Here is a 26,969-nt window from a genome sequence, read left to right as displayed (position 1 = left end):
GACCGTGCAGGTGTCGGCGTACCCCGACCACTACGCCCAGTGGGAACAGCAGGCCGCCGACCTCGTCGCCAAGCACTGGAACAACTGACACACAGGCGCATGACGCCGCTGGCCGGTACCCCGCACGGGGTACCGGCCAGCGGCGTCCTCGCATCGGGGCGGACGGCCGCGTCGGGGCCAGGGTCGTGGTCGTCCGGAGCCGGCACGGTGCCGGGCGTACAGTCGGGCTGGTGGAGCGTACCGAGAGAATGCCTGCGCAGACCCGCCCGCCCGGCGTGGCCACGGCCGATCCCGGCAGCGTCCTGCTGCCGGGCCACGACGTGCCGCTGGGCCGCTACACGACGGTGCGGCGGCTGTTGCCGCAGCGCCAGCGGCGGATGGTCGGGGCCTGGTGCTTCGTGGACCACTTCGGCCCGGACGACGTGGCCGAGCGGCCCGGCATGGAGGTGCCGCCACACCCGCACACCGGCCTCCAGACGGTGACATGGCTGCTGGACGGGGAGATCCTGCACCGGGACAGCCTCGGCAACGTGCAGCCCATCCGCCCCGGTCAGCTCAACGTGATGACCTCCGGGCACGGCATCGCGCACTCCGAACGGTCGCCCGATCGGCATCCGCCGCTGATGCACGGCGTGCAGCTCTGGGTGGCGCTGCCGGACCCGGCCCGCGCCGGTGCGGCCGACTTCGCCCACCACGCCGACCTGCCCCGCTGGCGCGACGGCGAGCTGGACGTCACGCTGCTGGTCGGCGAGCTGGCGGGCGAGCGGTCGCCGGCCGTGACGCACACCCCGCTGCTCGGCGCGCAGCTCGAGGTGCGTGGGGCCGCGCCGGCCACGCTGCCGCTGCGGCGCGACTTCGAGTACGCGCTGCTGGCCATGTCCGGCGCCGTCGAGGTCGACGGTGTGTCGCTCGCCCCCGGGGCGCTGCTCTACCTCGGCACCGGCCGGGACGGGCTCACCCTGACCGGCGAGGTGGGCAGCCGCCTCCTGCTGCTCGGCGGGGCGCCCTTCGAGGAGCCACTGGTGATGTGGTGGAACTTCGTCGGCCGCTCGCACGAGGAGGTCGCCGCCGCCCGGGAGGACTGGATGGCCGGGCGGCGCTTCGGCGTCGTCGCCGACGACCCGGCCCCGCCGCTGCCCGCCCCGGCACTGCCCACCACCCGGCTCAAGGCGCGCGACCGCAGCGGCGGCGTCCTCGGCTGACCCCGGCAGGCGTGGCCGGGCCCGACATGGGTAGTCGCCGGCATGCCGACCATCTCCCGCATTGAGGACAAGAAGCGACTGGTGCGCCGGCTCGCCGGCAGCGGGCGGGGCTTCGCGGAGCAGTACGGCTTCCGGGTCACGAACAACCCGTCGAGCCTGTTCCAGGTGCTCTGCCTCGCCGTGCTGCTGGCCCGGCGCGGCGACTTCCGGCGCGCCCTGGACACCGCGCACGCGCTGCCCGAGGCGGGCTGGGACAGCGCCGCCCGGCTGGCCCGCTCGCTGCATGCCGACCGGGTGCGCGTGCTGCGCGACAACGGCCAGCGCGGCGACGTCGACGCGCTCGCCGACACCCTGGGCGACCTGGCCCGGGCCGTCGTCGAGTGCTACCGGGGCGACCTGCGCCGGCTGCGCGCGGTGGCGCACCACGACCCGGCCCGGGAGCGCGAGCTGCTCACCGAGCTGCCCGGCGTGGACGCCGCCGTGGCCGACCTGTTCCTACGCGAGGCGCAGGCGCTGTGGCGGGAGGTGGCGCCGGTGGCCGACCGCAGGGCGCTGGTCGCGGCCCGCCGGCTGGGGCTGGGACGCTCCGCCGACGACCTCGCGGGGCTGGCCGGCAGCGGCGAGTCCGAGCGGCTCGCCTGGCTGGTCGGGGCGCTGGCCCGGGTCGACCTGGAGCAGCGGTACGCGGAGCTGACCCCCTGACGCGCCGGGTGCGCTGGCCCACAGTTCGCCGATAATCCTCCAAACGGGGGATGGCGCATCGTATGATGATCTCGGCAGTGATGACCGCCCGGTTCGGGCGTGCATCAACCGCCTGGTGGTCGCGGCCCGGTTCGGGCCTCGTCGACCGTCGGTCAGGTTCTGCGTGGCGCCCTGGTTCGCGGTTCGCGGCCGGGGCGCCCGGCCTGTCCGGCTGCTACCCCGCTCACCTGGCCAGGCCGGCCAGCAGGTTCACCGTCACCGCGATGACGAACGCCCCGAACAGGTACGACAGCATCGAGTGCCGCAGCACCGTCCGGCGCATCTCGTTGCAGGTGAGCGCTGTGTCGGAGACCTGGAAGGTCGCCCCCACGGTGAACGCCAGGTAGGCGAAGTCGGAGTATTGCGGCGGCTCCGGCTGGTTGAAGTCCACCCCGCCGTCCGGCCCGGTGTAGTAGATCCGCGCGTACCGGGCGGCGAACACGGTGTGCACCACCAGCCAGGACAGCAGCACGCTGAGCACGCCCAGCCCGCTGTAGACGTTCCAGAGGGTCGTGGCGGGCCCCTGGTGGGCGCGGGTCACCACGACGCCGACCGCCAGCAGGCTGGTCAGGCAGGCGACGAGCAGCAGGGTGTCGCGGGCCGCCCGGTTCGGGTCCTCGTACACCGCCAGCTGGGCCGTCCGGCCCGCGTCCATCGGCCACACCTTGTGCCACACCAGCACCAGCCAGCTCAGCGCGGCAGCGTCCCAGCCGACCAGGGGGGCGAGCTCCAGCGAGGCCGTCAGGGCGGTGAGGCCGCCGGCCAGCAGCCCGACCACGCCCATCACGGTGAGCTGGAGGGCGGCCGGGGTGTGCCCGTACGGCCGCGCACCGTCACCCACCGGTCCCGCCCTCGCAGGCGCCGCCGCCGGTCAGCCGAGGCGTGGGCAAGGCTCAGATGCCGCGCAGGTGCTGCGAGACCCGCTGGTGCCGCTCCCGGGCCTGCGCCGCCCGCTGGGACGGGCCGACCTCTGGCGCGGCGTCGATGTGTGCGGAGCGGGCCACCTCGTTGCCGTTGGCGTAGTCGACCGGTGGCAGGGCCCGCAGGGCCTGCAACACTTCCGGCGGGGCGCCCTCGCGTTCGGCCTCGCGTACCACGTCGTCCTTCCCGGCCGGGTAGTCCAGGCTCGACAGGTACTGCAGCACGTCGGCGTAACTCGCCATGGTGTCGGCTCCTCCGGGCATCGATCCGGTCACGACCGGCGGCGGTTACCCGCCCGGCGGCCCGTCACGCGCCGTCCGGCGGGGAAATCCGCCGCCGTTTCCCGGCCGGGGCACCGGGTACGCGCAGCCGACGCAGGCGCGGAAGGAGCCACGGATGAACTACGACACCTTCGTCGACCAGGTCGCCCGGCGCACCCACATGTCCTCCGAGCAGGCGGTGGCGCTGACCCGGGCCACGCTGGAGACTCTCGCCGATCGGCTGACCGGTGGGGAGGTGCTGGACCTGGCGGCGCAGCTGCCCAAGCCGTTGCAGGTGGTGATGAAGCCGAGGCCGCGCACGGAGTCGGCGGACCGGTTCGGTGCGGCCGAGTTCGTCGCGCGGGTCGCCGTGCGGGCCGGCATCGACGAGTCGGCGGCCAGGGACGCCGCCCGCGCGGTCTTCATCACGCTCCGCGAGGCGATCACCGGCGGCGAGTTCGACGACGTGGCCACCCAGTTGCCGCGCGACTACCGGATTCTGGTGGAACCCGCGATGGCTCCCGGCGCCACCCTGCGCCGCTCCTGACCGGGCCGGCCACCTGCCCGCCGACCGTCCGTCCCGCGACCCGGCACGGCGGTCGGACGTCGGGGTGCGACCCACCCTGACCGCCCCGGCACGACCGGCGGCGGTCAGGCGACTGCTCCGGCGGCGCGCAGGGCGGCGACGCGGCCCGGTTCGAAGCCCGCCTCGGCCAGCAGCGCGTCGGTGTGCTCGCCGGGCTGCGGCGGCGGCCGGCGCAGCGCCGTCGGCGTGCCGGAGAAGCGGGGCGCCGGGGCCGGCTGGGTGACCCCGTCCCGCTCCACGAAGGTGCGCCGGGAGGCCAGGTGCGGGTGCTCGGGCGCCTCCCGCCAGTCCAGCACCGGCGCCACGCAGGCGTCCGACTGGCCCAGCAGCGCCGTCCACTCGTCCCGGGACCGGGTGCGGAACAGACGCGCCCACGCCCGGCGCAGCGCCGGCCAGTTCGCCGGGTCGGTGCGGTCCAGTGCCTCGTCCGGGTGCAGCGGGAAGCCGCTGCGCCGGACCAACTCGTCGTAGAACTGCGGCTCCAGCGCGCCGACGGCCAGATGGCGGCCGTCCGCGCACTCGTACGTGTCGTAGAACGGGGCGCCGCCGTCGAGCAGGTTCACCCCACGCTGGTCCTGCCACATGCCCAGCCGGCGCAGCGCGTGGATCTGGGTGCTGAGCACCGCCACGCCGTCCACGATGGCCGCGTCGACCACCTGGCCGCGCGCGCCGCCGCGCACCGCGTACAGGGCCGAGACCAGGCCGAGGGCGAGCATCATCCCGCCGCCGCCGAAGTCGCCGAGCAGGTTCATCGGCGGCACCGGGCGCTCCCCGGGCCGCCCGATCCCGTGCAGCGCCCCGGTCAGTGCCACGTAGCCGATGTCGTGTCCGGCGTACGGGGCGGCGGGGCCGTCCTGCCCCCAGCCGGTCATCCGCCCGTAGACCAGTCGCGGGTTCACCGCCAGGCAGTCCGCCGGGCCGACACCGAGCCGCTCGGTCACCCCCGGCCGGAAACCCTCGATCAGCGCGTCGGCGCCGCCGACCAGGGCCAGCACCACCTCCCGGCCACCGGGGGACTTCAGGTCCACCCCGATCGAGCGGCGCCCCCGGTTGAGCAGGTCCGGGTGCGGGCTGCCGAACGCACCAGGGTCCACGTCGGTGGCCCGGTCCACCCGGACCACGTCCGCGCCGAGGTCGGCCAGCATCATCGCGGCGAACGGGCCGGGCCCGATGCCGGCCAGCTCGACCACCCGTACGCCGGCCAGCGGGCCGGCCGGCACGTCGTCGGTCATCGGCACACGATAGGCGCTGCGCGTTTGCGCCGTAAGGGGCCGGGAACCCGCCGGGCGACAGGCGGGAGGTGGCGTGGTCGACGACCGGATCAGGGTGGCCATGCTGCACGGTCCCGGCCGGCCCGACGCCGACGGCGTCAGCGACTACGTGGCGCACCTGATCGAGGCGCTGGACGACGTGGACGTCGAGGTGACCCCGGTGCCGGTGCGTCCCGACGAGGACGGGGGCCGCTGGCGGGCCGCCACCGTCCGGGCCGCGCGCCGGGTCCGCGAGTTGGCCCCCGACGTGGTGCACGTGCAGTTCGCGCCGTCGGCGTACCGGTTCTCCGGTCAGCCCGGCCTGCTGCCGTGGCGGTTGCCCCGGCGGGTGCCGCTGGTCACCACCCTGCACGAGTACGGGTGGTGGGCCTGCCCCGGCTGGCTGCCGGGCCGGCTCTGGTCGGCGGCGGAGCGGGCCCGCTGCTGGGACCGGGAGTCGGGCCGGCTGGTGCCGGCCAGCGCTGCGGTCATCGTCACGAACCCCGGCCACGGGGACGTGGTCCGCGCGCGCACCGGTCGCGCCCCGACGCACATCCCGATCGCCCCGAACGTCGCCGACCACGTCGGCGCGGCCACCGCCGGCCGGCATCTGCGGGCCGAGCTGGGTCTGCCCGAGGGCGCCCCGCTGCTGGCCTTCTTCGGCTTCGTGCACCCTGTGAAGGGGCTGCGGCACCTGGTCGAGGCGCTGCCCGACCTGCGGCGCGACCACCCCGAACTGCGGCTGCTGGTGGTGGGAGGGTTCACCTCGCAGGCGTTGCCGGAGCAGGAGGCGCGGGCGTTCCGCGACGAGCTGACCGGGCTGGCCCGCCGGTGCGGGGTGGCCGAGGCGGTGACGTTCACCGGGCACCTGCCTGCCGAGCGGGTCTCCGCCGCGCTGCACGCCGCCGACGTGGCGGTGCTGCCGTTCACCGCCGGGGTGACCACGAAGAGCGGCGCCCTGCTCGCCGCGCTGGCGCACGGCGTGCCGACGGCGGTGACGGTGCCCGACTCCGCCGACGACGAGCTGCGCCGGGGCGGGGCGGTGGCGGTGATCGGGCGGCGCCGGGACAGCGCCGCCATCGCGCGCACCGTGGGCAGGCTGCTGGCCGATCCGGTGTTGCGCCGCAGGCTCGCCGAGCGGGGGCGGGCCTTCGCCGCCGCGTACTCCTGGCCGAGGGTCGCCGCCGCGCACCGCGACCTCTACGCGCGGACGCTGGGGCGGGCCGGTGCCTGAGGCGTACGCGGACATCCTGGTGGTGGACCTGCTCGGCGGGATCGGCGACCTGCTGATGCTGCTGCCGGCGGTGCACGGCCTGGCCCGCCGCAATCCGGGCGCGCGGCTGCGGGTGCTCACCCACGACCCGGGGGCGGAGCTGGTGCGCGCCGACCCGGCGGTCGCCGAGGTGCGCACTCCCCGCCACGGCCGGCCGGGCGCGGAACGGGAGGCGGTGGTCGAGGCGCTCGCGGCGGCGCGGCCGGACCTGGCGGTCAGCACCACCCGCTACGACGGCATCGCGGAGCTGCTGGAGGCCGTCGCCGCGCGGGCGGTGACGAACCTGTGGCGTGGCCCGCCACCGCACCAGCCGGTGGGCGCGCGCTACCTGGAGATCCTGCACGCCGAGGGGCTGCTGGACGCCGCCGACCGGTCCGCCCGCCCGCGTGTGCACGTCGACGACGACGCGCGTCGCGCCGGGGAGCGGGCGGTGGCCCGGTTGGTGGGGGAGCCGCTCGCGCCGCCCGTGGTGCTGGTGACCGAGGTCGGGATGGCGGTGAAGCGGTGGCCCGGGCGGCACTGGCGGGCCCTGGCCGGGGAGCTGGCTCGGCGCGGTCACCCGGTGCTCACGGTCGGCCCCGTCGACCCCGACGCGCCGCTCGGGGTGCCGCTGCCCCGGTCCGACCTGCCCACGCTCGCCGGCCAGTTCGCCGCGGTGGGCCGGCGCGGTGGGGTGGTGGTCGGGCCCGACACCGGGCCGGTGCGGCTCGCCTCCGCCGCCGGCGCCACGACGGTCGCGCTGTTCGGCCCCACCGACGCCCGGCGGTACGGGATGGGCGGCACGGACCTTCAGGGGTTGCCGGGGTGCCCGCACCGGCGCCCCACCGCCATCACGGAGCAGCCGTGCTGGTGGGAGGCGCGTTGCCCGCTCGACGCGGCGGGCCCGGCGTGCATGGCCGACCTCGACGTGGCCGCCGTGCTCGCTGCCGTCGCCGCCCGCTGACCGCCGTCGCCCGTCTGTGGGGGCGACCGGCCGGACCGCCGTTCCCACTGGTCAGGCCGTGGTAGCGGCGGGTGGGGTCCGTCGAAGGGCGCCCCCGACGTACATCGAAAGCGGGACGCGGATCTCGGCGGCCGGCACGACGCCCGGCTCCGACTGCGCTGCGACGGTGGAAGGGTGACGACGAACGCCGCGCCGACGACCGCACCCATCGATCCCGGCGCCGTGCCCCGCCGCCTGCCGCTGCCGGACGTGCTGCGCGGGGTGGCGATCCTCGGCACCCTCGCCACCAACGTGTGGCTCTTCGCCACCCCCGGCGCGGAGGCCCGGTTCCTCACCGACGCCACGGCGATCTCGGCGGCCTCCGTCGGCGGGGCGGAACCGGTCGCCGCCGTCGTCGAGGGTACGTTCCGCTTTCTCGCCAACGGCAAGTTCCTCGCGCTGCTGACCATCCTGTTCGGCGTCGGCCTGGCCATCCAGCACCGCTCGGCCGTCGCCAGGGGGCGGTCCTGGCCCGGCCGGTACGGGTGGCGTGCCCTGCTGCTGTTCGTCGAGGGCACCCTGCACTTCGCCCTCGTCTTCGCCTTCGACGTCCTGATGGGGTACGCGGTCGTCGCGCTGCTGGTGGCATGGCTGCTCGCCCGTGCCGAGCGGGTCCAGCGGGCGGTGCTGTACGCCGCCGGCGCCCTGCACGTGGCGCTGATGGTGCTGCTCACCCTGGCCCTGGCGACCGCCCCGCCGACCGCGTCGGCCGGCCCCGCCGCCGACGCCCGGGTGTTCACGGCCGGAAGCTGGTCCGACCAGGTGGCGTTCCGCCTGGACAACTGGCTGGCCCTGCGCGCCGAGCCGATCGTCAGCTTCGCCCTGCTGGTCTTCCTGTTCCTGCTCGGCGTCCGGCTGTTGCGGGCGGGCGCGTTCGACCCGGACGCCCGGGGACGGGCCCTGCGGCGCCGGCTGCTCGCCGTGGGCCTCGGTGTCGGGTTGCCGTTCAACGCGGCCACCACTCTCGCCGGGCCGGAGTTCTTCCTGCTCGACCGGTACGTGTGCGCGCCGGTGCTGGCGCTGGGCTACCTCGGTCTGGCCGGGGTGCTGCTGGACCGGGTCCGTCGGCCCGGGCCGGTCACCGCCGGGCTGACGGCGGTGGGGCGGACCGCCCTGTCCTGCTACGTCGCGCAGAACGTGCTGTGCGTGTTGGTCTGCTACGGGTGGGGTCTCGGCCTGGCCCGGGCCTGGCAGGACGCGTCGCCGTGGTGGGTGCTGGGGCTCTGGGCGGCCGTCGGGCTGACCCTGGCCGCCGGGGCCCGCTGGTGCCTGCGCCGATTCGGGCAGGGTCCGCTGGAGGCCATCCAGAAGGCGGCCCTGCGCCGGCTGCCGGCCGGCTGACCGGCGGTGCGGGCGCCGGGCGCGTGATCCCGCGTGCCCGCTCGACAGGGCGCGCGTGATCCCGTGTGCCCCGTTTGCCGCGCCCGCCGAGCCTGCCATAACCTTGTCGCCACGAGGGGAGTACTTCCCACGAACCATCCCGGTCAGTACGGCGTGCCCGGAGCACGCCTCGGGTGGTTGCCCACAAACGGTGGGTGAAGGAGACCTCGAACATGACAGGGTGTTCGAGGAGGCTCCATGTCCGATTTGCCGTACCTTGCCGTCACCGAGATCCACTCGATCGGCACTCCCACGCTGTGGGGCGTCACCATCGCCGCCGTGCTCGCCCTGCTGGTGCTGGACTTCCTGGTCACCCGCCGGCCGCACGAGGTGTCGATCCGGGAGGCGCTGGGCTGGTCGGCGTTCTACATCGCCCTGCCGCTCGCCTTCGGCGCGTGGGTCTGGTCCCGCTACGGCTCCGAGCAGGGCGTGGAGTACCTCACCGGTTACCTGGTGGAGAAGTCGCTCTCGGTCGACAACCTGTTCGTCTTCATGCTGCTGCTGGCCGCGTTCGCGGTGCCGGCGGTGCTCGCCCAGCGGGTGCTGCTCTACGGCATCGTCGGGGCGCTGGTGCTGCGCGCGGTCTTCATCGCCCTCGGCGCGGCGGCCCTGCAGACCCTGGACTTCGCCTTCCTGCTCTTCGCGGTCATCCTGATCGTCACCGCCGTGAAGCTGCTGCGTGACGCCCTCTCCGGGCACGAGCAGGAAGTCGACATCAACAAGATGCGCTCGGTGAAGCTGCTGCGCAGGTTCATGCCGGTCACCGAGGACTACCACGGCACGAAGATGACCGTGCGCCTCGCCGGACGGCGGACGCTCACCCCGTTCGCCCTCGTGGTGGTCGCCCTGCTCGTCACCGACGTGGTCTTCGCCGTCGACTCGGTGCCCGCCGTCTACGGCATCACCGAGGACCCGTACCTGGTCTTCGCCACCAACGCGTTCGCCCTGCTGGGGCTGCGCGCGCTCTACTTCGTGCTGCACGCCGCGCTCAGCCGGCTGGTCCACCTCAGCTACGGTCTGGCGATCATCCTGGCGTTCATCGGCGTCAAGCTGGGCCTGCACTGGGCGCACGGCATCTGGGCGGGCGTGCCGGAGATCCCCACCCTCGCCTCGCTGGGCGTCATCATCGGCGTCCTGGTGGTCGTCACGCTCACCAGCCTGCGGGCCACCCGCGGCGCCGCGCCGGGCAGGAAGGAAGTGGTGGTCGAGCGGCGCTGAGCGTCACCCGCCGTGGTGCCGTTCCGGCCGACCGCGCCTGCCCGACCCGCCCCGGGTGGTACGACTGACGGGTGGGAATCGTGTCACCGGGCTTCCAGGGTCGGCCCCGCTCCGCGGAGCCGGCCCTGCCGCCGGGGCAGTACCTGACGGAGGACTTCCCGGTCCTCTCCGCCGGCCCGACGCCCAAGGTGCCGCTGGAGACCTGGGAGTTTCTCATCTCCACCGAGTCCGGCGTGGAGTTTCGCTGGACCTGGGACGAGCTGATGGCGCTGCCCCAGGAGACCCCGACGGTGGACATCCACTGCGTCACCCGCTGGTCGAAGCGCGACACCGACTGGCAGGGCGTCTCCCTGGACACGCTGCTGGAGGGCATCGACACCGGCGCGCACTACGCGCAGGCCCACTCGTACGGCGGCTACACCACCAACCTGCCGCTGGCCGACCTGCGCGGCGGGCGGGCCTGGGTGGCGCACTCGTACGACGGCGGCCCCCTGCCGGCCGAGCACGGCGGCCCCGCCCGGCTGCTCGTGCCGCACCTGTACTTCTGGAAGTCCGCCAAGTGGGTGCGCGGCATCCGGCTCACCACGGAGGACCAGCCCGGATTCTGGGAGACCGCCGGCTATCACGACTACGGTGACCCGTGGCGTGAGCAGCGGTACCAGGGCGATTGACCGCCCCGCTGCGGTGGCGGGTGGCCCGGCTCGCCGAGCGCCGGGTGGAGACGCCGACCGCGCACACGCTGGTGCTGGAGGTGCCCGGCTGGCCGGGGCACCTGCCCGGGCAGCACGTCGACGTGCGGCTGACCGCCCCCGACGGGTACCAGGCGGCGCGGTCGTACTCGCTGGCCGGACCGGCCGACGGGGACCGGATCGCGCTGACCGTGCAGCGACTGCCCGACGGCGAGGTGTCGCCGTACCTCGTCGACGTCTACGCCCAGGGCGACCCGGTGGAGGTGCGCGGCCCGGTCGGCGGCTGGTTCGTCTGGCGGCCGGAGGAGGCCGCACCGGTGCTGCTGGTGGCCGGCGGCTCGGGCGTGGTGCCGCTGATGGCGATGGTGCGGGCGCGCCGCGCCGCCGACAGTCGCGCGCCGTTCCGGCTGCTCTACTCGGTGCGCACCCCCGCCGACGTGTTCTACGCCGACGAGCTGCGCGCCCGCGTCCGCGACGACCGGGGCCTGGACGTGACGTACGTGTACACCCGCCAGGCGCCGGAGGGCTGGCGGGGGGAGCCGCACCGGATCGGCCCGGCCGACGTCAGCAGCCACGGCTGGCCGCCCGAGTTGGAGCCGCTCTGCTACGTCTGCGGCCCGACCGGCTTCGTGGAGACCGTGGCGGACCTGCTCGTCGGGCTCGGCCACGCGAGCCGGCGGGTGAAGACCGAGCGGTTCGGCCCGACCGGCTGAGCGTCGAGGAGGAGTGTCCGATGACCGAGCTGTCGTACCTGGACGGCAACATGCTCGACGGCCCGCTGCGGGAGCTGTTCGCCGTCGACCTGAGCGCCGCCAGCGGGCGGTGCGCGCACTGCGGCACGCTCGGCCCGCTGGCCAACCTGCGCGTCTACTCGCACGCGCCCGGCCTGGTGGCCCGCTGCCCGAACTGCGCCGAGGTGATGTTGCGGCTGGTCCGCTCGCCCGACCGGGCCTGGCTGGATCTGCGCGGGGCAACCTTCCTCCAGGTGCCGATGCCGCTGGACCAGCCGCACCCGGGCCCGCTGTGACGGCGGGACCGGACGGGGGCGGGGCGGGCCCGGCAGCCGGGACGGGCGGAGGTGGGGCGGTGGACGAGGCCCTGCGGGCGCGGTCGGCGCGGGAGGTGTTCGAGGACCACCTGCGGCTGGCCGCCGAGCACCGGTTCGCGGAGGACCTGGCGCGCAACGTGTCCCCGTCCTGCGTGGTGCTGGAGCGCCGGGGCGTGTTCCGGGGGCACGCCGGGGTCCGGGAGCTGGCGCGCTGGCTGGAGGAGGAGCTGCCCGGCGGCGGGTACGCGTACACGAACAAGCTGGTCGAGGGCCGGATGGCGTTCCTGGAGTGGACGGCGGACGCCGAGGGCGTGCGGGTCCGCGACGGGGCGGACTCGTTCCTGATCGAGCAGGGCTGGATCGTCGCCCAGACCATCCACTACACCGTCGAGCGCACCGACGGCGGGTGACTCGCGGCGCGATCAGGCGCAATCCGCTGGACATCGCCGGTGGGGACGGCGACAGTTGTCCGCCGTGAGATACCTGCGTACCGCCGGGCCGGTCGGCATCCGCCGACCCCGGCCCGCCGACGAGGCCGAGTTCGTCGCGGCGGCCCGGCGCAGCCGGGACCTGCACCACCCCTGGCTCTCCGCCCCCGACGACCCGACGAGGTACGCCGCGTACCTGGCCAAGATCCGGCGGCGGGACCACGCCGGCTACCTGATCTGCGACCGGGCCTCGGGCGCCATCGCCGGGTACGTGAACATCAGCGGGATCCTCATGGGCGCGCTGCGCGGCGGGTACCTGGGCTACGCCGCCTTCCTGCCGTACAGCGGCACCGGGCACGCCTCGGCCGGCATCGGCCTGGTGGTCGCGCACGCCTTCGACACGCTCGGCCTGCACCGGCTGGAGGCGAACATCCAGCCGGGCAACGAGCCGTCCCGCCGGGTGGCCCGCCGGCTCGGCTTCCGGCTGGAGGGCTACTCACCCGAGTACCTGTTCATCGACGGGGCGTGGCGCGACCACGAGCGGTGGGCGATCACCGCCCCGGCCCCGGCCGGGCCGTAGGCGGTCAGCGCCCGGGCCGGCGCGCCTCGGGGCGCTGACCGCCGAGGCGCTCGATCCGTCCCTGCTTGTGCTCGACGCGCCGCCGCTGCCGGGGCGTGAGGTGTTTCCGGCCGCTCTGCCGCAGGTAGATCGGCTGCCGCTGGTCGTTGGACATCGGCATGCTCATGGCGCAGTCCTCCCATCGCCGTCGTGGACCACCACCGTGCGTCCGGGCCGGGTGAGACGAACCCACCCGGCCCGGGTGATCCGACGTCCGCGTGCCCATGTCGTCGGTCTGGCGGGCGTTCGGGCGCTGCTGGTCGGTGGAGGCGGCCGGACGGGCGTACGCCCGGCTGGGCGAGTGCTGAGATTGCCCGATCTGCCATGTTTGTCGGGGCGTGTCGTGGGAACGGGGCCGCAATGACGAAACCTCGTGTGGTGATCGTGGGGGCCGGGTTCGCCGGATACCACGCGGCGAAGACGTTGAGCCGGTTGGCCAGGGACCGGGCCGAGATCGTGGTGCTGAACTCCACCGACTACTTCCTCTACCTCCCGCTGCTGCCCGAGGTGGCCGCCGGCGTGGTGGGGCCGACCCGGATCTCCGTGCCGCTGACCGGGACCCTCGACGGGGTGCGGGTGGTCATCGGCGAGGCCGACCACGTCGACCTGCAGAACCGCTGGGTCGGCTTCACCCAGCCGGAGGGGGACCGCAACCGTCTCGCGTACGACCGGCTGGTCCTCGCCGTCGGCAGCGTCAACAAGCTGCTGCCGATCCCCGGCGTCACCGAGTACGCGCACGGCTTCCGTGGCCTGCCCGAGGCGCTCTTTTTGCACGACCACGTGGTCCGGCAGATCGAGTTGGCCGAGCAGGCCGAGGACCCCGCCGAGCAGAAGGCCCGCGCCACCTTCGTGGTCGTCGGCGCCGGCTACACCGGCACGGAGGTGGCCGCGCACGGCCAGCTCTTCACCGACGAGCTGGTCTCCCAGCGCCCCCGACTCAAGATCCGCCCGAGGTGGATGTTGCTGGACGTCGCGCCCCGGGTCCTGCCCGAGCTGGACAAGCGGATGTCCGACACCGCCGACCGGGTGCTGCGCCGGCGCGGCGTCGACGTGCGGATGGGCACCTCCGTGGCCGAGGCCACCGCCGACGGGGTGAAGCTCACCGACGGCGAGTACGTCCCCACCTGCACCCTCGTCTGGTGCGTCGGCGTGCGCCCCGACCCGTTCGTCGCCGAGCTGGGGCTGCGCACCGAGAAGGGCCGCCTGGTCGTCGACGAGTACCTCGGCGTCCCCGGCTTCCCCGAGGTGTACGCCTGTGGCGACGCCGCCGCGGTGCCCGACCCGACCCGACCCGGGCAGATCTGCGCGATGACCGCTCAGCACGCCCAGCGGCAGGGCAAGCTGGCCGCGCACAACATCGCCGCCTCCTACGGGCAGGGGCGGCGCAAGGCGTACAAGCACTACGACCTGGGCTGGGTCGTCGACCTGGGCGGCAAGGACGCGGCGGCGAACCCGTTGAAGGTGTCGCTGTCGGGGCTGCCCGCCAAGGTGGTCACCCGGGGCTACCACCTGCTGGCGATGCCGGGCAACCGGGCCCGGGTGGGCGCCGACTGGATGCTGGACGCGGCACTGCCCCGCCCGGCGGTGCAGCTCGGCCTGGTTCCGGCCAACGCGGTGCCCCTGGAAAGCTCCTCGCCCGAGGTGACCGTCCGGGCCCGCTGACCAGCGCCGCACTCCGCCGGATCCGCCGTTGCCCGGGGCCGCCGGGCGACTCGACCGCGTCCCGGGCGCGGGAGCGGGCGAGCCTCGGCGGTCAGGCCGGGCGGGCTGGTGGCTCGTCGGTGGCGGCGAGGGCGGCGTCGGTGGCGGGCCGGGCGCCGGCGACGAACGCGTCCAGGGCCGCCGCGTGCAGCACCCCGCCGGGCACCGGATCCCGCGCCGCGCGGGCCGCCAGCCGGGCCACCGGCAGCCGTCCGGCGCGCGGCGCGGCGGCGAGGACCAGGTTGCCGTACCGTCGGCCGCGCAGCATCCGCCGGTCGGCGACGAGGCAGACGTCGGCGAAGACGGCCCGCAGGGTGGCCGCCTGCACCCGGGTGAAGACCAGCGGCGGCAGGTCCGTCACGTTGACCAGGTAGACACCGTCCGGGCGCAGGGCCCGGGCCGCCCCGGCGGCGAACTCGACGGTCGTCACGTGCCCGGGCATCCGGGCGGCCCGGTAGATGTCGGCGAGCACCAGGTCGTACCCGCCGCGCGGGGCGTCGGTCAGCGCGTCCCGGGCGTCGGCCACCCGCACGCGGACGTCGGCGGGCAGGGCCGGCAGCTCCCGCGCCACCAGGTCGACCACGGCCGCGTCCCGCTCGACGACCAGTTGCGCCGAGCCGGGCCGGGTGGCGGCCAGGTAGCGGGGCAGGGTCAGCGCGCCGCCGCCGAGGTGCAGCGCGTCCAGCGGCCGGCCGGGCGGCGCTGCCAGGTCCGCCACGGCGGCCATTCGCCGTACGTACTCGAAGTGGAGGTGACGGGGGTCGGCGACGTCCACGTAGGACTGCTCCACGCCCGCGGCGAGCAGTGTGCGCCCGGTCGGTCGGGCCGGGTCCACGACCAGTTCCAGCCGGTGGGCGTCGACGTCCATGCCGGCACGCTAGCCGAGCCTCGGGGGCGGGCCGGCGGGGCGGTCGCCCGCCGGCCCGCGCCGGGTCAGCCGGTGGCCATCCCGGCGCCCGCCTCGTCGATCGCGTCGTCCACGGCGTGGGCGAGGTCCACGTCCATCGCGGTCACCACGGTCACCGCGCCGGCCCGCCGGGACCGTACGGTCACCACGGCGGTGGTCGCGTCGGGGCGGCCGATCCGCGGCCCACGCCCGGTCTCCTGCCGCAGCTGGTCGATCAGGTCCAGCACCCGGTCGAGGTTGTCGGCCGGCAGCTGGATCGTGCGCGACAGCGCGTTGCCGTCGCCGGACCAGTACGGCAGCCCGGCGAGCGCCTCCCGCAGGTCCGCGTCGCTCAGCGGGGGCGTGGCGGTGACTGCGCCGACCACCCCGCCGCCGACCGGTGGCGGTTGCAGCAGCTCGCGCAGGCCGTCGGGCACGTGCAGCGACTCGACCAGGTCGCCGTCGTGGTCGGCGAGCGCCGCCACGGTCGCCTCGGCCTGGTAGCGGGCCTGCTCCGGGGTGCGCCCACTGATCCGGCCCACCTCGGCCAGGAAGCCCGGCAGGTCCTGGTGCCGCCTGATGCCGTCCACGGGGACCACGTCGTGCAACTTCGTCGGCACCGCCGCGAGCAGCCGCCGGCGTTCCGCCTCGTCCAGGGCCCAGGCCAGCACCAGCACCGTCGACTCGACCCCCACCTTGGCGGTCCGGAAGTCGGCCCCGGTGCGGCGGACTACGTCGTCGACCAGCGCGCGGTACCCCATCGGGGTCACGCCTGGCGCGGCGAGGCCCGGATCCGGGGTGGGCCGGGGCGACTCGGGGACGCCGGCCGGCGGCGGCGCCGGCCCGCCGCGGGTGGTGTCGGGCTTGTGTCGTCTGCCGGCCGGCGGCGGCCCGGCGCGCTTGCCCCGGTCCAGGTGGGTGAGCTGCTTGGAGGCGCTCAGGCTGGCCCCCGTCTCGCTGGCCTGCAGGCCGCGCTCACGGGCCCGGCGGGCCAGCGTGCGGCGGCGCTGGTTGTCGCCCTCCATCTGCTTGCGCATGGTGACACCTCGCTTCCGCTGGTGTGCCTCGCTTCCGCCGGTCGCCTTCCCGCCGTCGCCGCCACCGAAACGGACGTCGGCGGCCCGGGCCGGCGACCCCCGGCAGGGGCGGGAGCTTCATCCGGCGGGGGTGAGGGGCGATCACCCGGCGGGGCCCGACGATCGCAGCGGACCGGAGCACTTCCGATCGGACGCGGAAGGACAGGTCGTGATGAAGAGGATCGTCGAGATCGTCCCCGCCCGACCCGGCTGGTACGCCCGCTGGCGTCTCTCGCCCGAGGACACCCGCTGCTACCCGGTGAGCCTGTGGGCGCTGCTGGAGGAGGCCGACGGCTCGGGCCGTGAGGTCGTCGGAGTGGACTGCATCGGGCAGTGGCCCGGAGCGGACGACAACGAGGCGGGTGGGGAGTTCGTCCGCTATCTCTTCCAGACTCCCGATTCCGGACCACCCGAGGACGCCGAGCCGCCAGGGGCCCGGCAGCGGCGGTCGACCGGACCCCGGCTCCAGCCGGTCACCGCGACCTGAGCCTCACTCCGGCCCCCCGACCCCTGGTCCCAGGGTCGGGGGGCCAGCCCCGCGCCGTGCGGATGACCGATGCCGGACGCGACGTGGTCGCACAGGCTGACGCCACTCAGGTCGAACAGGAAATCACCGTAGCCCTCCCGGCGCAGCTCGGCGACCGCCGCGACGAGCTGCGGGGCGGTGTCGAAGTCGAGCTTGCCGGCCAGCCGGAGCCGGGCGCGCCCGGCATCGAGCCGGGTCACCTCGATCGTCAACAGCTGCGTGGCCATGTCACCCATGCCTCCAGCCGGAGGCCGCGGCGCACAGCCCGGGGCCGGGAGGTTCGGCGTCAGGCCGGGGCGGCGGGACTCTCGGCGGCGCCGGGGTGCGCGGCCAGGTGGTCGCCGAGTGGCCGGGCGAGCAGGCCCGTGACGCCGGTCATGTCGAGGATCGACTCCAGGAAGCGGGGCACCCCACGCAGCTGGAGGGCCGTGCCGCCCTGCTGCCCCTCCCGCCACGCGTGCACGATCACCCCGAGGCCGGTGCTGTCGATGAAGAGCAGGTCGCCGAAGTCCAGCACGAGGGCGGGCGGGGCGTCCGCGAGCACCCGGTCGACCTCGGCCCGCAGGGGCGCGGCGGTCGTGTAGGCGAGGTCACCGCCGACCCGGATGAGCGGCGCCCCCGGATCCGACCGGTCGACCGTCATGCGCAACGGAGTCGCCTCCGGTTGCCTCCCATGGGACAGCACGATCACGCCTTTCCGCAGGCTGCCGGTCGGGCAGGGTCGAGGGGATCGTAACAATCCCCGCCCGGTCCCGCCGGGCACGCGCCCGCCGCCGGGCGACGGCGTGGGGCGGCGGTGTGGGCACACCGGCGTAGGGTGGGCGGGAAGACGTGACCACCGGCGCCGCGTCCGGAGCGGCACGGGTGTCGACGAGGAGTGGGGCTCAGCTGGTGACTGCTGCCGACGTCCGGGACTGGGATCCCGGCGACGGACGGATCTCCACGCCGAGTGCCGCACGGGCTCCGGCGTGGGCCGACGACGTCCCGGCACTCCCGCTCCCCGCGCTCGCACCCGACCGGGCGCACGCGGCCCCGGACTGGTCCGAGGTCGTCGAACACTTCCGTGAGGGTCTCGTCGTCTGCGACGCCCACGGCGTCGTCCGGCACGTCAGCCCGGTGGCGGAGCGGCTGCTGCCCGAGGTCGCCCCCGGCGAGCCGCTCGCGGCGGCCGGCATCGCGGGGCTGACCGCAGGCGGTGACTTCACCCATCACGGCCGCCGCCTGCGCGCCCGGCAGGTGTCGCTGTCGGCCGCCCGCTGCTGCTGGTACGTGGAGGACGTCACCGAGAGCGTCACGCGCGCCGACGCGCTGCTCGCCGAGCGGGCCCGCTCGGCGTTCCTGGCCGTGGCCGGCGAGAAGCTCGGCAACCCGCTGCACCCGGACCGGGCCGCCGCGGCGGTCGTCCGGCTCGCCGTGCCGACCCTGGCGGAGGTGGCGGTGCTGGTGCTGGCGCCCCGGTCCGGGCGGGCGCGCTGGTGGCGGGCCGCCCGCGCCGACGACGACGCCCCCGCCGTGGACAGCGGCGTCCTGCCCGCCGTCGAACTGCCCGCGGCGATCGCCGAGGGGCTGGACCGCGGGGAACCGCACACCCTCGACTGGCTGGTCGAGCAGGCGGTGTCGGCCGGCTGGCTGCCCGGCCTGACCGCCGCCGAGGCCTGCGCCCGGGTGGTGCCGCTGCCCGGCCGGGACGCCCCGGCCGGCGTGCTGCTGGTCGCGCGGCGCGCCACCCGGTGGTACGACGAGGCCGACACCGAGCTGGTCCGGGCCTTCGCGGCGCGGGCCGGCGCCGCCCTGACCACGGCGTTGCTCTACCGCGACCAGGCCGAGGTGGCCGACACCCTCCAGGCGAGCCTGGTGCCGGTGGAGCCGGCCGAGGCCGCCGGGGTGCAGTGGGGCACCGCCTACCGGCCGGCCCAGGCCGGGCTGCGCATCGGCGGTGACTTCTACGGCTCGCACCGGCTGGCCGACGGCGGTTCGGTCTTCTTCCTCGGCGACGTCTCGGGCAAGGGTGTCGAGGCGGCCGTCTTCACCGGCCAACTGCGCCAGTGCCTGCAGGCGCTGCACCGGGTGGAGTCGCAGCCCGGGCGGCTGCTGAAGCTGCTCAACGACGCGTTGCTGGAGACCACCCAGGCACAGGGCCAGGGGCGTTTCGCCACGATGGTGCTGGGGGTGGTCCGGCCGCATCGCGAGGGCGGCCTCACCCTGACCATGGCCGGCGGCGGCCACCTGCCGCCGCTCGTGCTGCGCGGCTCGGGCGAGGTGGAGCCCGTGCCGCTGTCCGGCATGCTGGTCGGCGTGGTCTCCGACCCCCGGATCGGGGAGGTGACCGTGCGGCTGGAGCCCGGCGAGACCTGCCTGCTCTACAGCGACGGGGTGACCGAGGCGCGCGGTGGCCGGCGCGGCGACGAGCAGTTCGGCACCGAGCGGCTGGTCCACGCGCTCACCGGCTGCCACCGGATGCCCGCGCCCGCGCTGGCGGAGCGCGTCGAGCAGGTGACCTGCGACTGGCTGGCCCACGGCGACCACGACGACATCGCCGTGCTCGCGCTGCGCGCGACGGGCCCGGGCGAGCGTACGCCCCGGCACCTGCACGCGGTGCCCGTCCCGACCGGCAGCGCCGACACCGGGCAGACCCGACCGTGACCACGCTGACCGCCCGGGCCGACCCGGCGGGCGCCTGGCCCGCATACCTGCACCGCCTCGAGGAGGCGGACGAGTACGCCGCGATCGAGGTGGCCACCGGGCTGCTCGCGGCCGGCGTCGCGGCCGAGCGCGTCCTGCTGGACCTGGTCGCCCCGGCGCAGGCCGAGGTGGGGGAGCGGTGGGCGCGCAACGAGTGGAGCGTCGCCCAGGAGCACGCCGCGACGCACATCAGCGAGCGGGTGGTGGCGGCGGTCGCCGGGTACGCCAACCCGCGCCCGACCCGGGGCCGGATCGTGGTGGCGTGCATGGACGGCGAGTGGCACGCCCTGCCGCCCCGGCTGGTCGCGGAGGTGCTGCGGCTGCGGGGCTGGCACGTCACCTTCCTCGGCGCGAGCGTCCCCGCCGCGCACCTGGTGTCGTACCTGCACCGGCACGACGCGGACGCGGTCGCGCTGGCCTGCGCGCTGCCGATGCGGCTGCCGCACGCGCACCGCATGATCGAGGCGTGCCGGCGCTCGGACGTGCCGGTGGTGGTCGGGGGTCGCGGCTTCGGCGCGGACGGGCGCTGGGCCCGCCGGCTCGGCGTGGCCTGGGCGCCCGACGCCCCGGCCGCCGCCGACCTGGTCGCCGACGAGCGGGCCCTGCGCCGCACCCCGCCGGCGGAGCTGACCCACCTGGCCGACGACGAGTACGCCAGCATGGTGCGGCGGCGCGGCGAACTGATCGACGGGGCGCTGGCCGACCTGCGGGAACGTGTCCCGGCCACGCGCGACTACACGCCCGCGCAGGTGGACTCGACGGTCAGCGACCTCGGGTACGTCGTGGACTTCCTGGCCGCCGCGCTCTACGTCGACGACGGCTCGCTGTTCGCCGAGTTCGTCGGCTGGCTGGTGGACATCCTCACCAGTCGCGGCGTGCCGGCCCCCGCGCTGGCGTCGGCTCTGGAACACTACGGGCGGGTCCTGCACGACTTCCCCCGCGCCGCACGGTTCCTCGAGGCGGCCCGCTCGTCCGTGGCCGCGCGGGGCGGCGCAGGGTCGCGCTGAGCGCGCTGCGTCCCCGGCCGGCGCCCCTGCTTATACTTGCCGCACTGCAAACATCCGCCTGCGGTGGAGCGAGGGGGACCACGGTGACGTTCACCGTCACGTACGCCGATCGCCAGGGCGGCGGGGCCTGCCTGCGCCTGGCCGGCGAACTCGACCTGAGCACCGCACCCGAGCTGAACGCCGCGATCGACCGGCTGGTCGACGGCGGTGAGCGGCACCTGCTGGTCGACCTGACCGAGTTGGTCTTCTGCGACTCGACCGGGATCGCCGCCTTCGTCCGGGGCGACAATCGCGTCGCCGCCGACGGCGGCTGGCTGCGGGTGACCGGCGCCAGCGGCCGGGTCGACCGGGTGCTCCAGGTGACCGGGCTGGCCGACGTGCTGAGATACGAACCCGACCCGGCCGACCCGACCGCGCAGGCCGCCGGTTGATGGGCTACATTTCCCCGCCAGCATCGAGGACCGCACGGTCTTCCGTACCACTGACACGAAGCAGGTAGCGATGCGCGCAGACAGGCCCGGTCCCGTTCGCATCCTGGTGGTGGACGACGACCCGGGCGACGTGCTGATGATCGAGGAGGCCCTCGCGGACTCCGACGTCGACAAGGTCATCGACGTCGTCGGCGACGGCCAGGAGGCGATGGAGTTCCTGCGCCAGGAGGGGCGGCACACCGAGGCCCGGCGCCCCGACGTCATCCTGCTCGACCTGAACATGCCGCGGATGGACGGGCGGCAGGTGCTCGGCGCGGTCAAGGGCGACGAGGACCTGCGCACGATCCCGATCGTGGTGCTGACCACCTCCAACGCCGACACGGACATCGTGGGCAGCTACACGCTCCAGGCCAACGCCTACGTGACCAAGCCGATCGACCTGGACGACTTCAACGACGTGGTGCGCCGCATCGACGAGTTCTTCGGCCGGGTGGTCGTGCTGCCCAAGCGCACCTGACGCCGCACCGCCCGCCCGGGCGCGCCCGCCGCATTGTCCACGCCGGGCCGCCCACCGACACCCCGCGAGGCGCTCGACCCGCGTCGGCGCTCGCATGCTGAACATTTTTCCCGAACCCCCTCGGCGGTCGCCGCCAGCGCCGAGGATCCAGGTGGGGAAGAATTACCAGCTGCCTGGGGGGCGACAGTATGAGGTTCTCCGTCGTTGAGACCGGTTACGACCAGCGGCAGGTCGATTCCTGCCTCGACCAGCTCGGCATCCGGTTGACCCGGCTCGCGGCCCGGGCCGAGGGCGCCGCCGGGGCCGGTCGGGAGTGGGACGAGATCCGTGACGAGGCGTCGGCGCTGTGCGGCCTGCTCCAGCGGCTGGACCTCGGCGACCGGGGGATGGGCCGGTACGGGGTCGGGGGCGCCGAGCGGGAGGCGGCCGACATCCTGGCCCAGGCGCGCTTCGAGCTCGACGCGGCCCGCGAGGAGGCCCGGCAGGTCCGCGAGCGGGTCTACGCCGAGGCGGTTCAGGCCCGCCGGGACTTCGAGGCGGCGCTGTACGCCCGGCGGCGCCGCGAGGCCCGGGCGGACGAGATCCTCGGGGGGTTCGCGGGCGAGCCGGTACCGGCCGACACCCCGACCGCCGCGGCGGGGCTGACCGGCGGCGGCGTGCCGGCGACGCGGATCGCCGCGCGTGGTGGCGCCGACGCGTCCAGCGAGCCGCCGGGCGGACGCGCCGGGATCCGCTGACCCCGCGCGCCGCGTCAGGTCAGCGCGGCGACGATCGTGGTGGCGCGCCCCTCGTGCTGGGCGTACGCGTCGGGAAAGGCGGACACCTGCACGGCCTGGGCCGCGCCGGCCACGCTCATCTCCTGCCAGCCCGGGATCTCGCGCAGCGCCTCGTAGAACGCCCGGGCGGCGTACGTGGGGCGCATCAGCTCCCGCACCGTGCCCCAGCCGCTGCTCGGGCGCTGCTGGAACAGGCCGACCGAGTCGTGGTCGGAGCCGCTGCCCTGGTGCGGGTACTGCTGGGACTCCGGGAGAACGTCGCTGGCCAGGTTGTAGAGGTTGCTCTCCTGCATGGCGGTGGCCACGGCGACCACCAGGGCGCGCCGGGGCATCTTCAGGTCCTCGCCCACGTCGACGATGATCTTGGCGTTGTCCATCTGGGCCTGGGTGAGCCCGGCGACGGGGCGGGGGCGGGCCGGCTTGGCCGGTTTGGCCGGGGCCTTGCGGGTGGCCGAGGGGGTCGGCTTGGGCGTCGGGCTGGCGCTGACCACGGGGGCGGGGGAGGCTGCCCGGTCCAGGGCGCGGGAGGCGCGCTCGTCGGTGGCGGCCCGCTCGGCCACCGCCTCGGCCACGGGCTCGCGGGGGGTGTCGGTGTCGCCGCGGGTGCCGGCGAACGCGGCGACGCCGAGGCAGCAGGTCACGCCGGTGGCGAGGGCCACCCGGACGGGGGTCGAGGAGAGCAGGGCCCGGCCGCCGCGGCGCTGCCGCTCCGGGGCGCGATGACGGCCGATCGTCCGTTCGGTTGAGGCGGGATCGGCCGCAGCGGTGGCTGGTCGATCCTGGGTCAGCTTCTGGTCGAGGGGGTCGTCGGGACTCACCCGCCGAGGCTAGAAAGGCGAGCGCCGGTTGCCATCGGCCTGGTTGGTGGCATGCGCCACAATTTGCGGTGATCCGCCTCCCCATTACGCCCGGCCCGTCACCAAGCCCGTGTTGCTCGCCTGTCGGGTTTTTCGCTTATGTCCGGTAAAGGCGCAGGAAAGGGGCGAAGAGTCGATCTTGGGGCACAGGTTGCGGCGTCGGCTCGCCCTCAGTAGAAGGACCGATGCGGCAGTCACCCGTTCGGGCCGCCGTCGGTCGACTGCGAGGGCGACCCGTACGTCGGCCGGGACGGGCCAGCGGCGGCCTCGGTCGCCGCGCGCCCGACACGGGCCGCCGGGGCCCATGACGCGCCGGTGACCCCGCGGTCTGGTTCGCCCGGGCGACGGTGAGGTCAGTGCCGGCCGTTCTCCGCGGGCGTGACGGTGAGCCGGTGCCGGCTGGCGTCGCCGCTGGAGAACGGCCACAGCCGGTCGGCGTGCTCGACGAGCTCGGCCAGTTGCTGGCGGGTGAGCCCGGCCGACGAGATGGAGGCGTGCACGTCGGCCCGATACCGGCCGTCGTCGTCGCGCCCGAGCTTCGCCTCCGCCCGCACCTGCACGGTGTGCGCCTCGTCGGTGATCTCACCGGCTGCCTCCACCGCCGCATGGTGCAGGCAGGACGCGAAGGCGGCGGCGAGCAGCTGCTCCGGGGTCAGGCCCGAGCAGTGCGGCGCCAGCGGGGACGCGAGGGCCGTGGAGAGCCCCCCGTCGTCGGTGCGTACGTGGCCGCCCTCGGCGGTCGCGGTGGCCGTCTCGTTCAGCCAGGAGCTCGATTCCGGCATCGCGTTCCTCCCGTTCACTCACCCGCCCGGCTACCCGGCCCCCGAGCCGTGAAACCGCAGGTGGTGGCCGGGACTACGGGCGTGACGGCGGCCGGCGCCGGCGGACGGACGGCCCGGCCCGGTGCGACGCGGGCGCGCCGGACGGCCCCCCGCCCGCCCAGGGGTGGCGGCCCCGGACGGCCCGGCCGGCGCGGCAGGCGGCCGCACCCGGACGGCTCAGCCGGCGTGGGTGGACCGGTCGGGGACGGCCGCCGCCTCGGTCACCTCGGCCGCCGCGCGTTCCGTCCACGGGGACACCTGGCCGCCGCGCTGCCGGGGCGCCACCGGCTGCCGCATCGGCACGTACACCCGGGCGTCCACCGCCTCGGCCAGCACCAGCGCGGCCACCAGGCTGGTCGGCCGGTCGGCCGGGTCGTCGGCCAGGCAGCGTGCGCACAGGTCGGCCACCTCCGGGGGCAGCCCGTCGATCTCGGGCAGCGGCTGCGGGGGTTGCCGCCGCCGCACGCCGAACAGCTGCGTCGTCGTGCCCGCCTGGTACGGCAGCCGCCCGGTGAGGCAGTAGTAGAGCAGCACGCCGAGGGCGTACATGTCGGCGGCCGGGGTGGCGGGCGCCCGCTCCAACTGCTCGGGCGCCAGGTACGCCGGCGTGCCCACCACGATCCCCTCCGGCGACCGGTCCGGGGTGCCCGAGGGGGTGGCGATGCCGAAGTCGAGCACCTTGACGCCGGCCGGGGTCAGGATGACGTTGGCCGGCTTGACGTCGCGGTGCACGATGCCGTGCGCGTGGGCCGCGGCGAGGGCGGCGCTGATCTCGGCGCAGACCCGGACGGCGATGCGCCAGTCCAGCGGCCCGGCCCGCAGGTGCGCCGCGAGCGTCTCGCCCTCGGCCAGCTCCATGACGATGTAGGGCACCTGGCCGCCGGGCGGCGTCGCGCAGGTGCCGAAGTCGTGCACGCTGGCCACGTTCGGGTGCACCAGCCGGGCCGCGGAGCGCGCCTCGGCGCGGATCCGCTCCAGCGAGGTGTCCGGTTCCTCCTGCCCGGGGGACATCACCTTCACCGCCACCGGCCGGTCGAGCACCGCGTCGTGGGCCCGCCAGACCTCGGACATGCCGCCGATGCCGATGCGCTGTTCGAGCCGGTACCGCCCGCCCAGCGTCCTCATCGACCGCTCCTCGTCTGCCGCCACCGCCCGTCCCCGGGCGTCCGCCGTGTCGCCTTCGCTGCCGTTACCCGGCCTCCGATCAGGGCAAACCGCAGCCGGTTCCGGGCGGGGGCAACCCGCGCTGCGGTAGCTTGCGAGCCGAGGCCGCTGTCGGCCCGGACCGGAGGTGCGCGGATGGGCGAGGTGACCGTACGCTTCGTCGGCGGGCCGGCCCACGACCTCGTCCGGGCGCTTCCCGCCGGGCCCGACGGGTCCCCGCCGGCGCGCTGGGTCCTGCGCCATCCCGACGGGGTGGAGGCGGCCGGCGGCGGCGGGCCGGACCACCTCTACGAGCGCGAGCACGCCGCCGGCGGCGGCACGTGGACGATGCGCTTCGTGCACACCTATCCCGTGGGCATGACGGAATGACACGCCCCGCCCGCGGGGCGGCCGACCGGCGGTGACCGCCGCGCACAGCGGGCACACAGGTGGTGCACAAGGCGGGCACAGCCGGCCGGTCCACGATGGGGACCATGATGACCGAGGGGCCGGCCGGAGCGGGCCGCGTGGAGCTGCGTCGCCCGGACGGCGAGTCCGTCCGGGTGCTGGTGGTCGACGACGAGCCGACCCTGGCCGACCTGCTGTCGATGGCGCTGCGCTACGAGGGCTGGCAGGTGCGTACGGCGGGGGACGGGATGTCGGCGCTGAGCGCGGGGCGGCAGTTCCGGCCGGACGCCGTGGTGCTCGACGTGATGCTGCCGGACCTGGACGGTTTCCAGGTGCTGCGCCGGCTGCGCGAGCACGCCCCGACGGTGCCGGTGCTGTTCCTGACCGCCCGGGACGCGGTGGAGGAGCGGATCGCCGGCCTGACCGTCGGCGGCGACGACTACGTGACCAGCCGTTCAGCCTGGAGGAGGTGATCGCCCGGCTGCGGGCGCTGCTGCGCCGGTCGGGCTTCGCCGTCGCCGCCCGTACGGACGCGGTGCTCACGGTCGGCGACCTCAGTCTGGACGAGGACAGCCACGAGGTGCGCCGCGACGGCGAGTCGATCACGCTCACCGCCACCGAGTTCGAACTGCTGCGCTACCTCATGCGCAACCCGCGCCGCGTGCTGAGCAAGGCGCAGATCCTCGACCGGGTCTGGAACTACGACTTCGGCGGTCAGGCCAACGTGGTCGAGCTCTACATCTCGTACCTGCGGAAGAAGATCGACGCCGGCCGGAAGCCGATGATCCACACGCTGCGCGGCGCGGGTTATGTCCTCCGCCCGGCGGACTGAGGGGCCCGCCGTACGGCTCCGTCCCCGGCCCGCCGCCCGGCTCCGCGGCCGGCTGGCCGGCCTGTCGCTGCGCACCCCGCTGGCCGCCATCCGCGGGTACGCCGAACTCGCCCGGCGTGGCCGGGAGGGCGTGCCGCCCGACGTGGCCCACGCGCTGCGCCGGGTCGAGTCGGAGAGCGCCCGGATGACCAGCCTCGTCGACGACCTGCTGCTGCTGGCCCGGCTGGATTCGGGCCGCCCGCTCGTGGTCGGGCCGGTGGACCTCCCCGCGCTGGTGGTGGACGCGGTCAGCGACGCCCGCGTCGCCGGACCGGAGCACCGCTGGCAGCTCGACCTGCCCGACGCCCTCATCCGGGTCACCGGCGACCCGGCCCGGCTGCACCAGGTGCTGGCGAACCTGCTGGCCAACGCCCGGGTGCACACCCCGCCGGGGAGCACCGTCACCACCGCCCTGCGGGTGGCGGGGGACGCCGCCGTGCTCAGCGTCGCCGACGACGGTCCGGGCGTGCCGGCGGAGCTGCGGGACCGGGTGTTCGAACGCTTCTCGCGGGGCGACGGCTCCCGCTCCCGGGCGCACGGCAGCACCGGCCTGGGCCTGGCCATCGTGGCCGCCGTCGTGGAGGCCCACGGCGGCACGGTCGGGATGGACAGCCGGCCGGGCCGGACGGTGTTCACCGTCCGCCTGCCGCACGTCGCGACCGGGACGTAG

At 75.5% G+C, this 26,969-nt stretch carries 30 protein-coding genes and 2 pseudogenes; 22 read left to right on the top strand and 10 right to left on the bottom strand.

The window, feature by feature from the left end; genetic code table 11:
• Positions 1-230: 230 nt before the first annotated feature.
• Positions 231-1,202: a pirin family protein gene (locus ACZ6O2_RS23090; protein WP_466024217.1), complete on the top strand. Its 972-nt coding sequence runs from the start codon at positions 231-233 to the stop codon at positions 1,200-1,202.
• 42 nt (positions 1,203-1,244) lie between these two features.
• Positions 1,245-1,904 (top strand): hypothetical protein, encoded by a 660-nt coding sequence (locus ACZ6O2_RS23085; protein WP_466024216.1) that lies wholly within the window; start codon positions 1,245-1,247, stop codon positions 1,902-1,904.
• A 223-nt stretch (positions 1,905-2,127) separates the two neighbouring features.
• Here the strand turns inward: ACZ6O2_RS23085 and ACZ6O2_RS23080 are convergent, their stop codons facing one another.
• Together ACZ6O2_RS23080 and ACZ6O2_RS23075 are read right to left on the bottom strand one after the other, a co-directional pair.
• Entirely contained in the window at positions 2,128-2,784 is a 657-nt protein-coding gene (locus ACZ6O2_RS23080) for a DUF1345 domain-containing protein (protein ID WP_350712189.1), read from the bottom strand.
• A gap of 52 nt (positions 2,785-2,836) precedes the next feature.
• Complete coding sequence (locus tag ACZ6O2_RS23075) at positions 2,837-3,106, bottom strand: DUF2795 domain-containing protein (protein WP_350712190.1); 270 nt, start codon at positions 3,104-3,106, stop codon at positions 2,837-2,839.
• Positions 3,107-3,260: 154 nt separating this feature from the next.
• On the opposite strand from ACZ6O2_RS23075, the gene ACZ6O2_RS23070 reads away from it, so the two are divergent.
• Positions 3,261-3,671, top strand: coding sequence for a DUF2267 domain-containing protein (locus ACZ6O2_RS23070; protein ID WP_350712191.1), 411 nt, complete (start codon positions 3,261-3,263; stop codon positions 3,669-3,671).
• A gap of 104 nt (positions 3,672-3,775) precedes the next feature.
• Here the strand turns inward: ACZ6O2_RS23070 and ACZ6O2_RS23065 are convergent, their stop codons facing one another.
• Positions 3,776-4,942, bottom strand: a complete 1,167-nt coding sequence (locus tag ACZ6O2_RS23065; protein WP_466024215.1) for a CaiB/BaiF CoA transferase family protein — start codon at positions 4,940-4,942, stop codon at positions 3,776-3,778.
• A 73-nt stretch (positions 4,943-5,015) separates the two neighbouring features.
• On the opposite strand from ACZ6O2_RS23065, the gene ACZ6O2_RS23060 reads away from it, so the two are divergent.
• The 9 genes from ACZ6O2_RS23060 to ACZ6O2_RS23020 all read left to right on the top strand — a co-directional run bounded on the left by ACZ6O2_RS23060 (position 5,016) and on the right by ACZ6O2_RS23020 (position 12,558).
• Entirely contained in the window at positions 5,016-6,194 is a 1,179-nt protein-coding gene (locus tag ACZ6O2_RS23060) for a glycosyltransferase (protein WP_466024214.1), read from the top strand.
• Positions 6,187-7,176 (top strand): glycosyltransferase family 9 protein, encoded by a 990-nt coding sequence (locus tag ACZ6O2_RS23055; RefSeq protein WP_466024213.1) that lies wholly within the window; start codon positions 6,187-6,189, stop codon positions 7,174-7,176. Before ACZ6O2_RS23060 ends, ACZ6O2_RS23055 begins: the two co-directional genes overlap by 8 nt.
• Positions 7,177-7,350: 174 nt before the next feature.
• On the top strand, positions 7,351-8,556 hold the full coding sequence (locus ACZ6O2_RS23050; protein ID WP_466024212.1) for a DUF418 domain-containing protein: 1,206 nt from the start codon (positions 7,351-7,353) through the stop codon (positions 8,554-8,556).
• Positions 8,557-8,793: 237 nt separating this feature from the next.
• A complete protein-coding gene (locus ACZ6O2_RS23045) occupies positions 8,794-9,813 on the top strand; it encodes a TerC/Alx family metal homeostasis membrane protein (RefSeq protein WP_466024211.1) in 1,020 nt (339 codons plus the stop codon).
• An 80-nt stretch (positions 9,814-9,893) separates the two neighbouring features.
• The gene (locus tag ACZ6O2_RS23040; protein WP_350712238.1) at positions 9,894-10,484 is read left to right on the top strand and encodes a sulfite oxidase-like oxidoreductase; all 591 of its coding nucleotides are present in this window, start codon (positions 9,894-9,896) and stop codon (positions 10,482-10,484) included.
• Positions 10,481-11,215: a ferredoxin reductase gene (locus tag ACZ6O2_RS23035; protein WP_466024210.1), complete on the top strand. Its 735-nt coding sequence runs from the start codon at positions 10,481-10,483 to the stop codon at positions 11,213-11,215. The genes ACZ6O2_RS23040 and ACZ6O2_RS23035 overlap by 4 nt, the downstream gene beginning before the upstream one ends.
• Before the next feature lie 20 nt (positions 11,216-11,235).
• Entirely contained in the window at positions 11,236-11,529 is a 294-nt protein-coding gene (locus ACZ6O2_RS23030; RefSeq protein WP_350712198.1) for a DUF6510 family protein, read from the top strand.
• Between the two features lie 59 nt (positions 11,530-11,588).
• Positions 11,589-11,960, top strand: coding sequence for a hypothetical protein (locus tag ACZ6O2_RS23025; protein WP_466024209.1), 372 nt, complete (start codon positions 11,589-11,591; stop codon positions 11,958-11,960).
• 64 nt (positions 11,961-12,024) lie between these two features.
• Positions 12,025-12,558: a GNAT family N-acetyltransferase gene (locus ACZ6O2_RS23020; protein ID WP_350712200.1), complete on the top strand. Its 534-nt coding sequence runs from the start codon at positions 12,025-12,027 to the stop codon at positions 12,556-12,558.
• Positions 12,559-12,562: 4 nt separating this feature from the next.
• On the opposite strand, the gene ACZ6O2_RS23015 is transcribed toward ACZ6O2_RS23020, so the two are convergent.
• Positions 12,563-12,724: a hypothetical protein gene (locus ACZ6O2_RS23015; protein WP_350712201.1), complete on the bottom strand. Its 162-nt coding sequence runs from the start codon at positions 12,722-12,724 to the stop codon at positions 12,563-12,565.
• 233 nt (positions 12,725-12,957) lie between these two features.
• Here ACZ6O2_RS23015 and ACZ6O2_RS23010 point away from each other — a divergent pair, with 233 nt between their 5' ends.
• Positions 12,958-14,259, top strand: a complete 1,302-nt coding sequence (locus ACZ6O2_RS23010) for an NAD(P)/FAD-dependent oxidoreductase (RefSeq protein WP_350712202.1) — start codon at positions 12,958-12,960, stop codon at positions 14,257-14,259.
• Between the two features lie 91 nt (positions 14,260-14,350).
• Here ACZ6O2_RS23010 and ACZ6O2_RS23005 read toward each other — a convergent pair whose 3' ends face one another.
• Together ACZ6O2_RS23005 and ACZ6O2_RS23000 are read right to left on the bottom strand one after the other, a co-directional pair.
• Complete coding sequence (locus ACZ6O2_RS23005; RefSeq protein ID WP_466024208.1) at positions 14,351-15,166, bottom strand: spermidine synthase; 816 nt, start codon at positions 15,164-15,166, stop codon at positions 14,351-14,353.
• 65 nt (positions 15,167-15,231) lie between these two features.
• On the bottom strand, positions 15,232-16,221 hold the full coding sequence (locus tag ACZ6O2_RS23000) for a DUF2267 domain-containing protein (protein WP_350712204.1): 990 nt from the start codon (positions 16,219-16,221) through the stop codon (positions 15,232-15,234).
• Between the two features lie 211 nt (positions 16,222-16,432).
• Here ACZ6O2_RS23000 and ACZ6O2_RS22995 point away from each other — a divergent pair, with 211 nt between their 5' ends.
• The gene (locus ACZ6O2_RS22995) at positions 16,433-16,747 is read left to right on the top strand and encodes a hypothetical protein (RefSeq protein WP_350712205.1); all 315 of its coding nucleotides are present in this window, start codon (positions 16,433-16,435) and stop codon (positions 16,745-16,747) included.
• 325 nt (positions 16,748-17,072) lie between these two features.
• Here ACZ6O2_RS22995 and ACZ6O2_RS22990 read toward each other — a convergent pair whose 3' ends face one another.
• On the bottom strand, positions 17,073-17,429 hold the full coding sequence (locus ACZ6O2_RS22990; protein ID WP_466024207.1) for an STAS domain-containing protein: 357 nt from the start codon (positions 17,427-17,429) through the stop codon (positions 17,073-17,075).
• Positions 17,430-17,677: 248 nt separating this feature from the next.
• Here ACZ6O2_RS22990 and ACZ6O2_RS22985 point away from each other — a divergent pair, with 248 nt between their 5' ends.
• From ACZ6O2_RS22985 to ACZ6O2_RS22965, 5 genes are all read left to right on the top strand, one after another.
• Positions 17,678-19,429 carry a PP2C family protein-serine/threonine phosphatase gene (locus tag ACZ6O2_RS22985; protein ID WP_466024206.1) on the top strand — a complete coding sequence of 584 codons (1,752 nt, stop codon included), beginning with the start codon at positions 17,678-17,680 and terminating at the stop codon, positions 19,427-19,429.
• Positions 19,426-20,475, top strand: a complete 1,050-nt coding sequence (locus ACZ6O2_RS22980; protein WP_466024205.1) for a cobalamin B12-binding domain-containing protein — start codon at positions 19,426-19,428, stop codon at positions 20,473-20,475. Before ACZ6O2_RS22985 ends, ACZ6O2_RS22980 begins: the two co-directional genes overlap by 4 nt.
• 83 nt (positions 20,476-20,558) lie before the next feature.
• Positions 20,559-20,906 carry an STAS domain-containing protein gene (locus ACZ6O2_RS22975; RefSeq protein ID WP_350712208.1) on the top strand — a complete coding sequence of 116 codons (348 nt, stop codon included), beginning with the start codon at positions 20,559-20,561 and terminating at the stop codon, positions 20,904-20,906.
• 70 nt (positions 20,907-20,976) lie between these two features.
• Positions 20,977-21,423 carry a response regulator gene (locus ACZ6O2_RS22970; protein ID WP_350712209.1) on the top strand — a complete coding sequence of 149 codons (447 nt, stop codon included), beginning with the start codon at positions 20,977-20,979 and terminating at the stop codon, positions 21,421-21,423.
• A 188-nt stretch (positions 21,424-21,611) separates the two neighbouring features.
• Complete coding sequence (locus ACZ6O2_RS22965) at positions 21,612-22,160, top strand: ATPase (RefSeq protein WP_466024204.1); 549 nt, start codon at positions 21,612-21,614, stop codon at positions 22,158-22,160.
• A gap of 14 nt (positions 22,161-22,174) precedes the next feature.
• Here ACZ6O2_RS22965 and ACZ6O2_RS22960 read toward each other — a convergent pair whose 3' ends face one another.
• The 3 genes from ACZ6O2_RS22960 to ACZ6O2_RS22950 form a co-directional block, all read right to left on the bottom strand.
• Entirely contained in the window at positions 22,175-23,017 is an 843-nt protein-coding gene (locus ACZ6O2_RS22960) for a hypothetical protein (protein WP_466024203.1), read from the bottom strand.
• Positions 23,018-23,409: 392 nt separating this feature from the next.
• Entirely contained in the window at positions 23,410-23,838 is a 429-nt protein-coding gene (locus ACZ6O2_RS22955) for an OsmC family protein (RefSeq protein ID WP_091106530.1), read from the bottom strand.
• Positions 23,839-24,054: 216 nt separating this feature from the next.
• A complete protein-coding gene (locus ACZ6O2_RS22950; RefSeq protein ID WP_466024202.1) occupies positions 24,055-25,002 on the bottom strand; it encodes a serine/threonine-protein kinase in 948 nt (315 codons plus the stop codon).
• 174 nt (positions 25,003-25,176) lie between these two features.
• Between ACZ6O2_RS22950 and ACZ6O2_RS22945 the strand changes: the two genes are divergently transcribed.
• The 3 genes and pseudogenes from ACZ6O2_RS22945 to ACZ6O2_RS22935 form a co-directional block, all read left to right on the top strand.
• The gene (locus tag ACZ6O2_RS22945; RefSeq protein ID WP_466024201.1) at positions 25,177-25,410 is read left to right on the top strand and encodes a hypothetical protein; all 234 of its coding nucleotides are present in this window, start codon (positions 25,177-25,179) and stop codon (positions 25,408-25,410) included.
• Between the two features lie 107 nt (positions 25,411-25,517).
• Positions 25,518-26,260: pseudogene (locus ACZ6O2_RS22940) on the top strand (response regulator transcription factor).
• Between the two features lie 61 nt (positions 26,261-26,321).
• Positions 26,322-26,969: pseudogene (locus ACZ6O2_RS22935) on the top strand (sensor histidine kinase); the annotation flags it as partial.

The organism is Micromonospora sp. NPDC048040 (assembly GCF_055587185.1).
The sequence above is the reverse complement of the archived record's forward strand: the minus strand, read 5'-3'. Positions and strand labels throughout refer to the sequence as shown.

Coding starts and splice junctions, on each gene's coding strand:
- ACZ6O2_RS23085 (WP_466024216.1), top strand. CDS start 1,245: ATGCCGACCATCTCCCGCATTGAGGACAAGAAGCGACTGGTGCGCCGG.
- ACZ6O2_RS23075 (WP_350712190.1), bottom strand. CDS start 3,106: ATGGCGAGTTACGCCGACGTGCTGCAGTACCTGTCGAGCCTGGACTAC.
- ACZ6O2_RS23070 (WP_350712191.1), top strand. CDS start 3,261: ATGAACTACGACACCTTCGTCGACCAGGTCGCCCGGCGCACCCACATG.
- ACZ6O2_RS23065 (WP_466024215.1), bottom strand. CDS start 4,942: ATGACCGACGACGTGCCGGCCGGCCCGCTGGCCGGCGTACGGGTGGTC.
- ACZ6O2_RS23045 (WP_466024211.1), top strand. CDS start 8,794: ATGTCCGATTTGCCGTACCTTGCCGTCACCGAGATCCACTCGATCGGC.
- ACZ6O2_RS23030 (WP_350712198.1), top strand. CDS start 11,236: ATGACCGAGCTGTCGTACCTGGACGGCAACATGCTCGACGGCCCGCTG.
- ACZ6O2_RS23015 (WP_350712201.1), bottom strand. CDS start 12,724: ATGAGCATGCCGATGTCCAACGACCAGCGGCAGCCGATCTACCTGCGG.
- ACZ6O2_RS23010 (WP_350712202.1), top strand. CDS start 12,958: ATGACGAAACCTCGTGTGGTGATCGTGGGGGCCGGGTTCGCCGGATAC.
- ACZ6O2_RS23005 (WP_466024208.1), bottom strand. CDS start 15,166: ATGGACGTCGACGCCCACCGGCTGGAACTGGTCGTGGACCCGGCCCGA.
- ACZ6O2_RS23000 (WP_350712204.1), bottom strand. CDS start 16,221: ATGCGCAAGCAGATGGAGGGCGACAACCAGCGCCGCCGCACGCTGGCC.
- ACZ6O2_RS22995 (WP_350712205.1), top strand. CDS start 16,433: ATGAAGAGGATCGTCGAGATCGTCCCCGCCCGACCCGGCTGGTACGCC.
- ACZ6O2_RS22990 (WP_466024207.1), bottom strand. CDS start 17,429: ATGACGGTCGACCGGTCGGATCCGGGGGCGCCGCTCATCCGGGTCGGC.
- ACZ6O2_RS22970 (WP_350712209.1), top strand. CDS start 20,977: ATGCGCGCAGACAGGCCCGGTCCCGTTCGCATCCTGGTGGTGGACGAC.
- ACZ6O2_RS22965 (WP_466024204.1), top strand. CDS start 21,612: ATGAGGTTCTCCGTCGTTGAGACCGGTTACGACCAGCGGCAGGTCGAT.
- ACZ6O2_RS22955 (WP_091106530.1), bottom strand. CDS start 23,838: ATGCCGGAATCGAGCTCCTGGCTGAACGAGACGGCCACCGCGACCGCC.
- ACZ6O2_RS22950 (WP_466024202.1), bottom strand. CDS start 25,002: ATGAGGACGCTGGGCGGGCGGTACCGGCTCGAACAGCGCATCGGCATC.
- ACZ6O2_RS22945 (WP_466024201.1), top strand. CDS start 25,177: ATGGGCGAGGTGACCGTACGCTTCGTCGGCGGGCCGGCCCACGACCTC.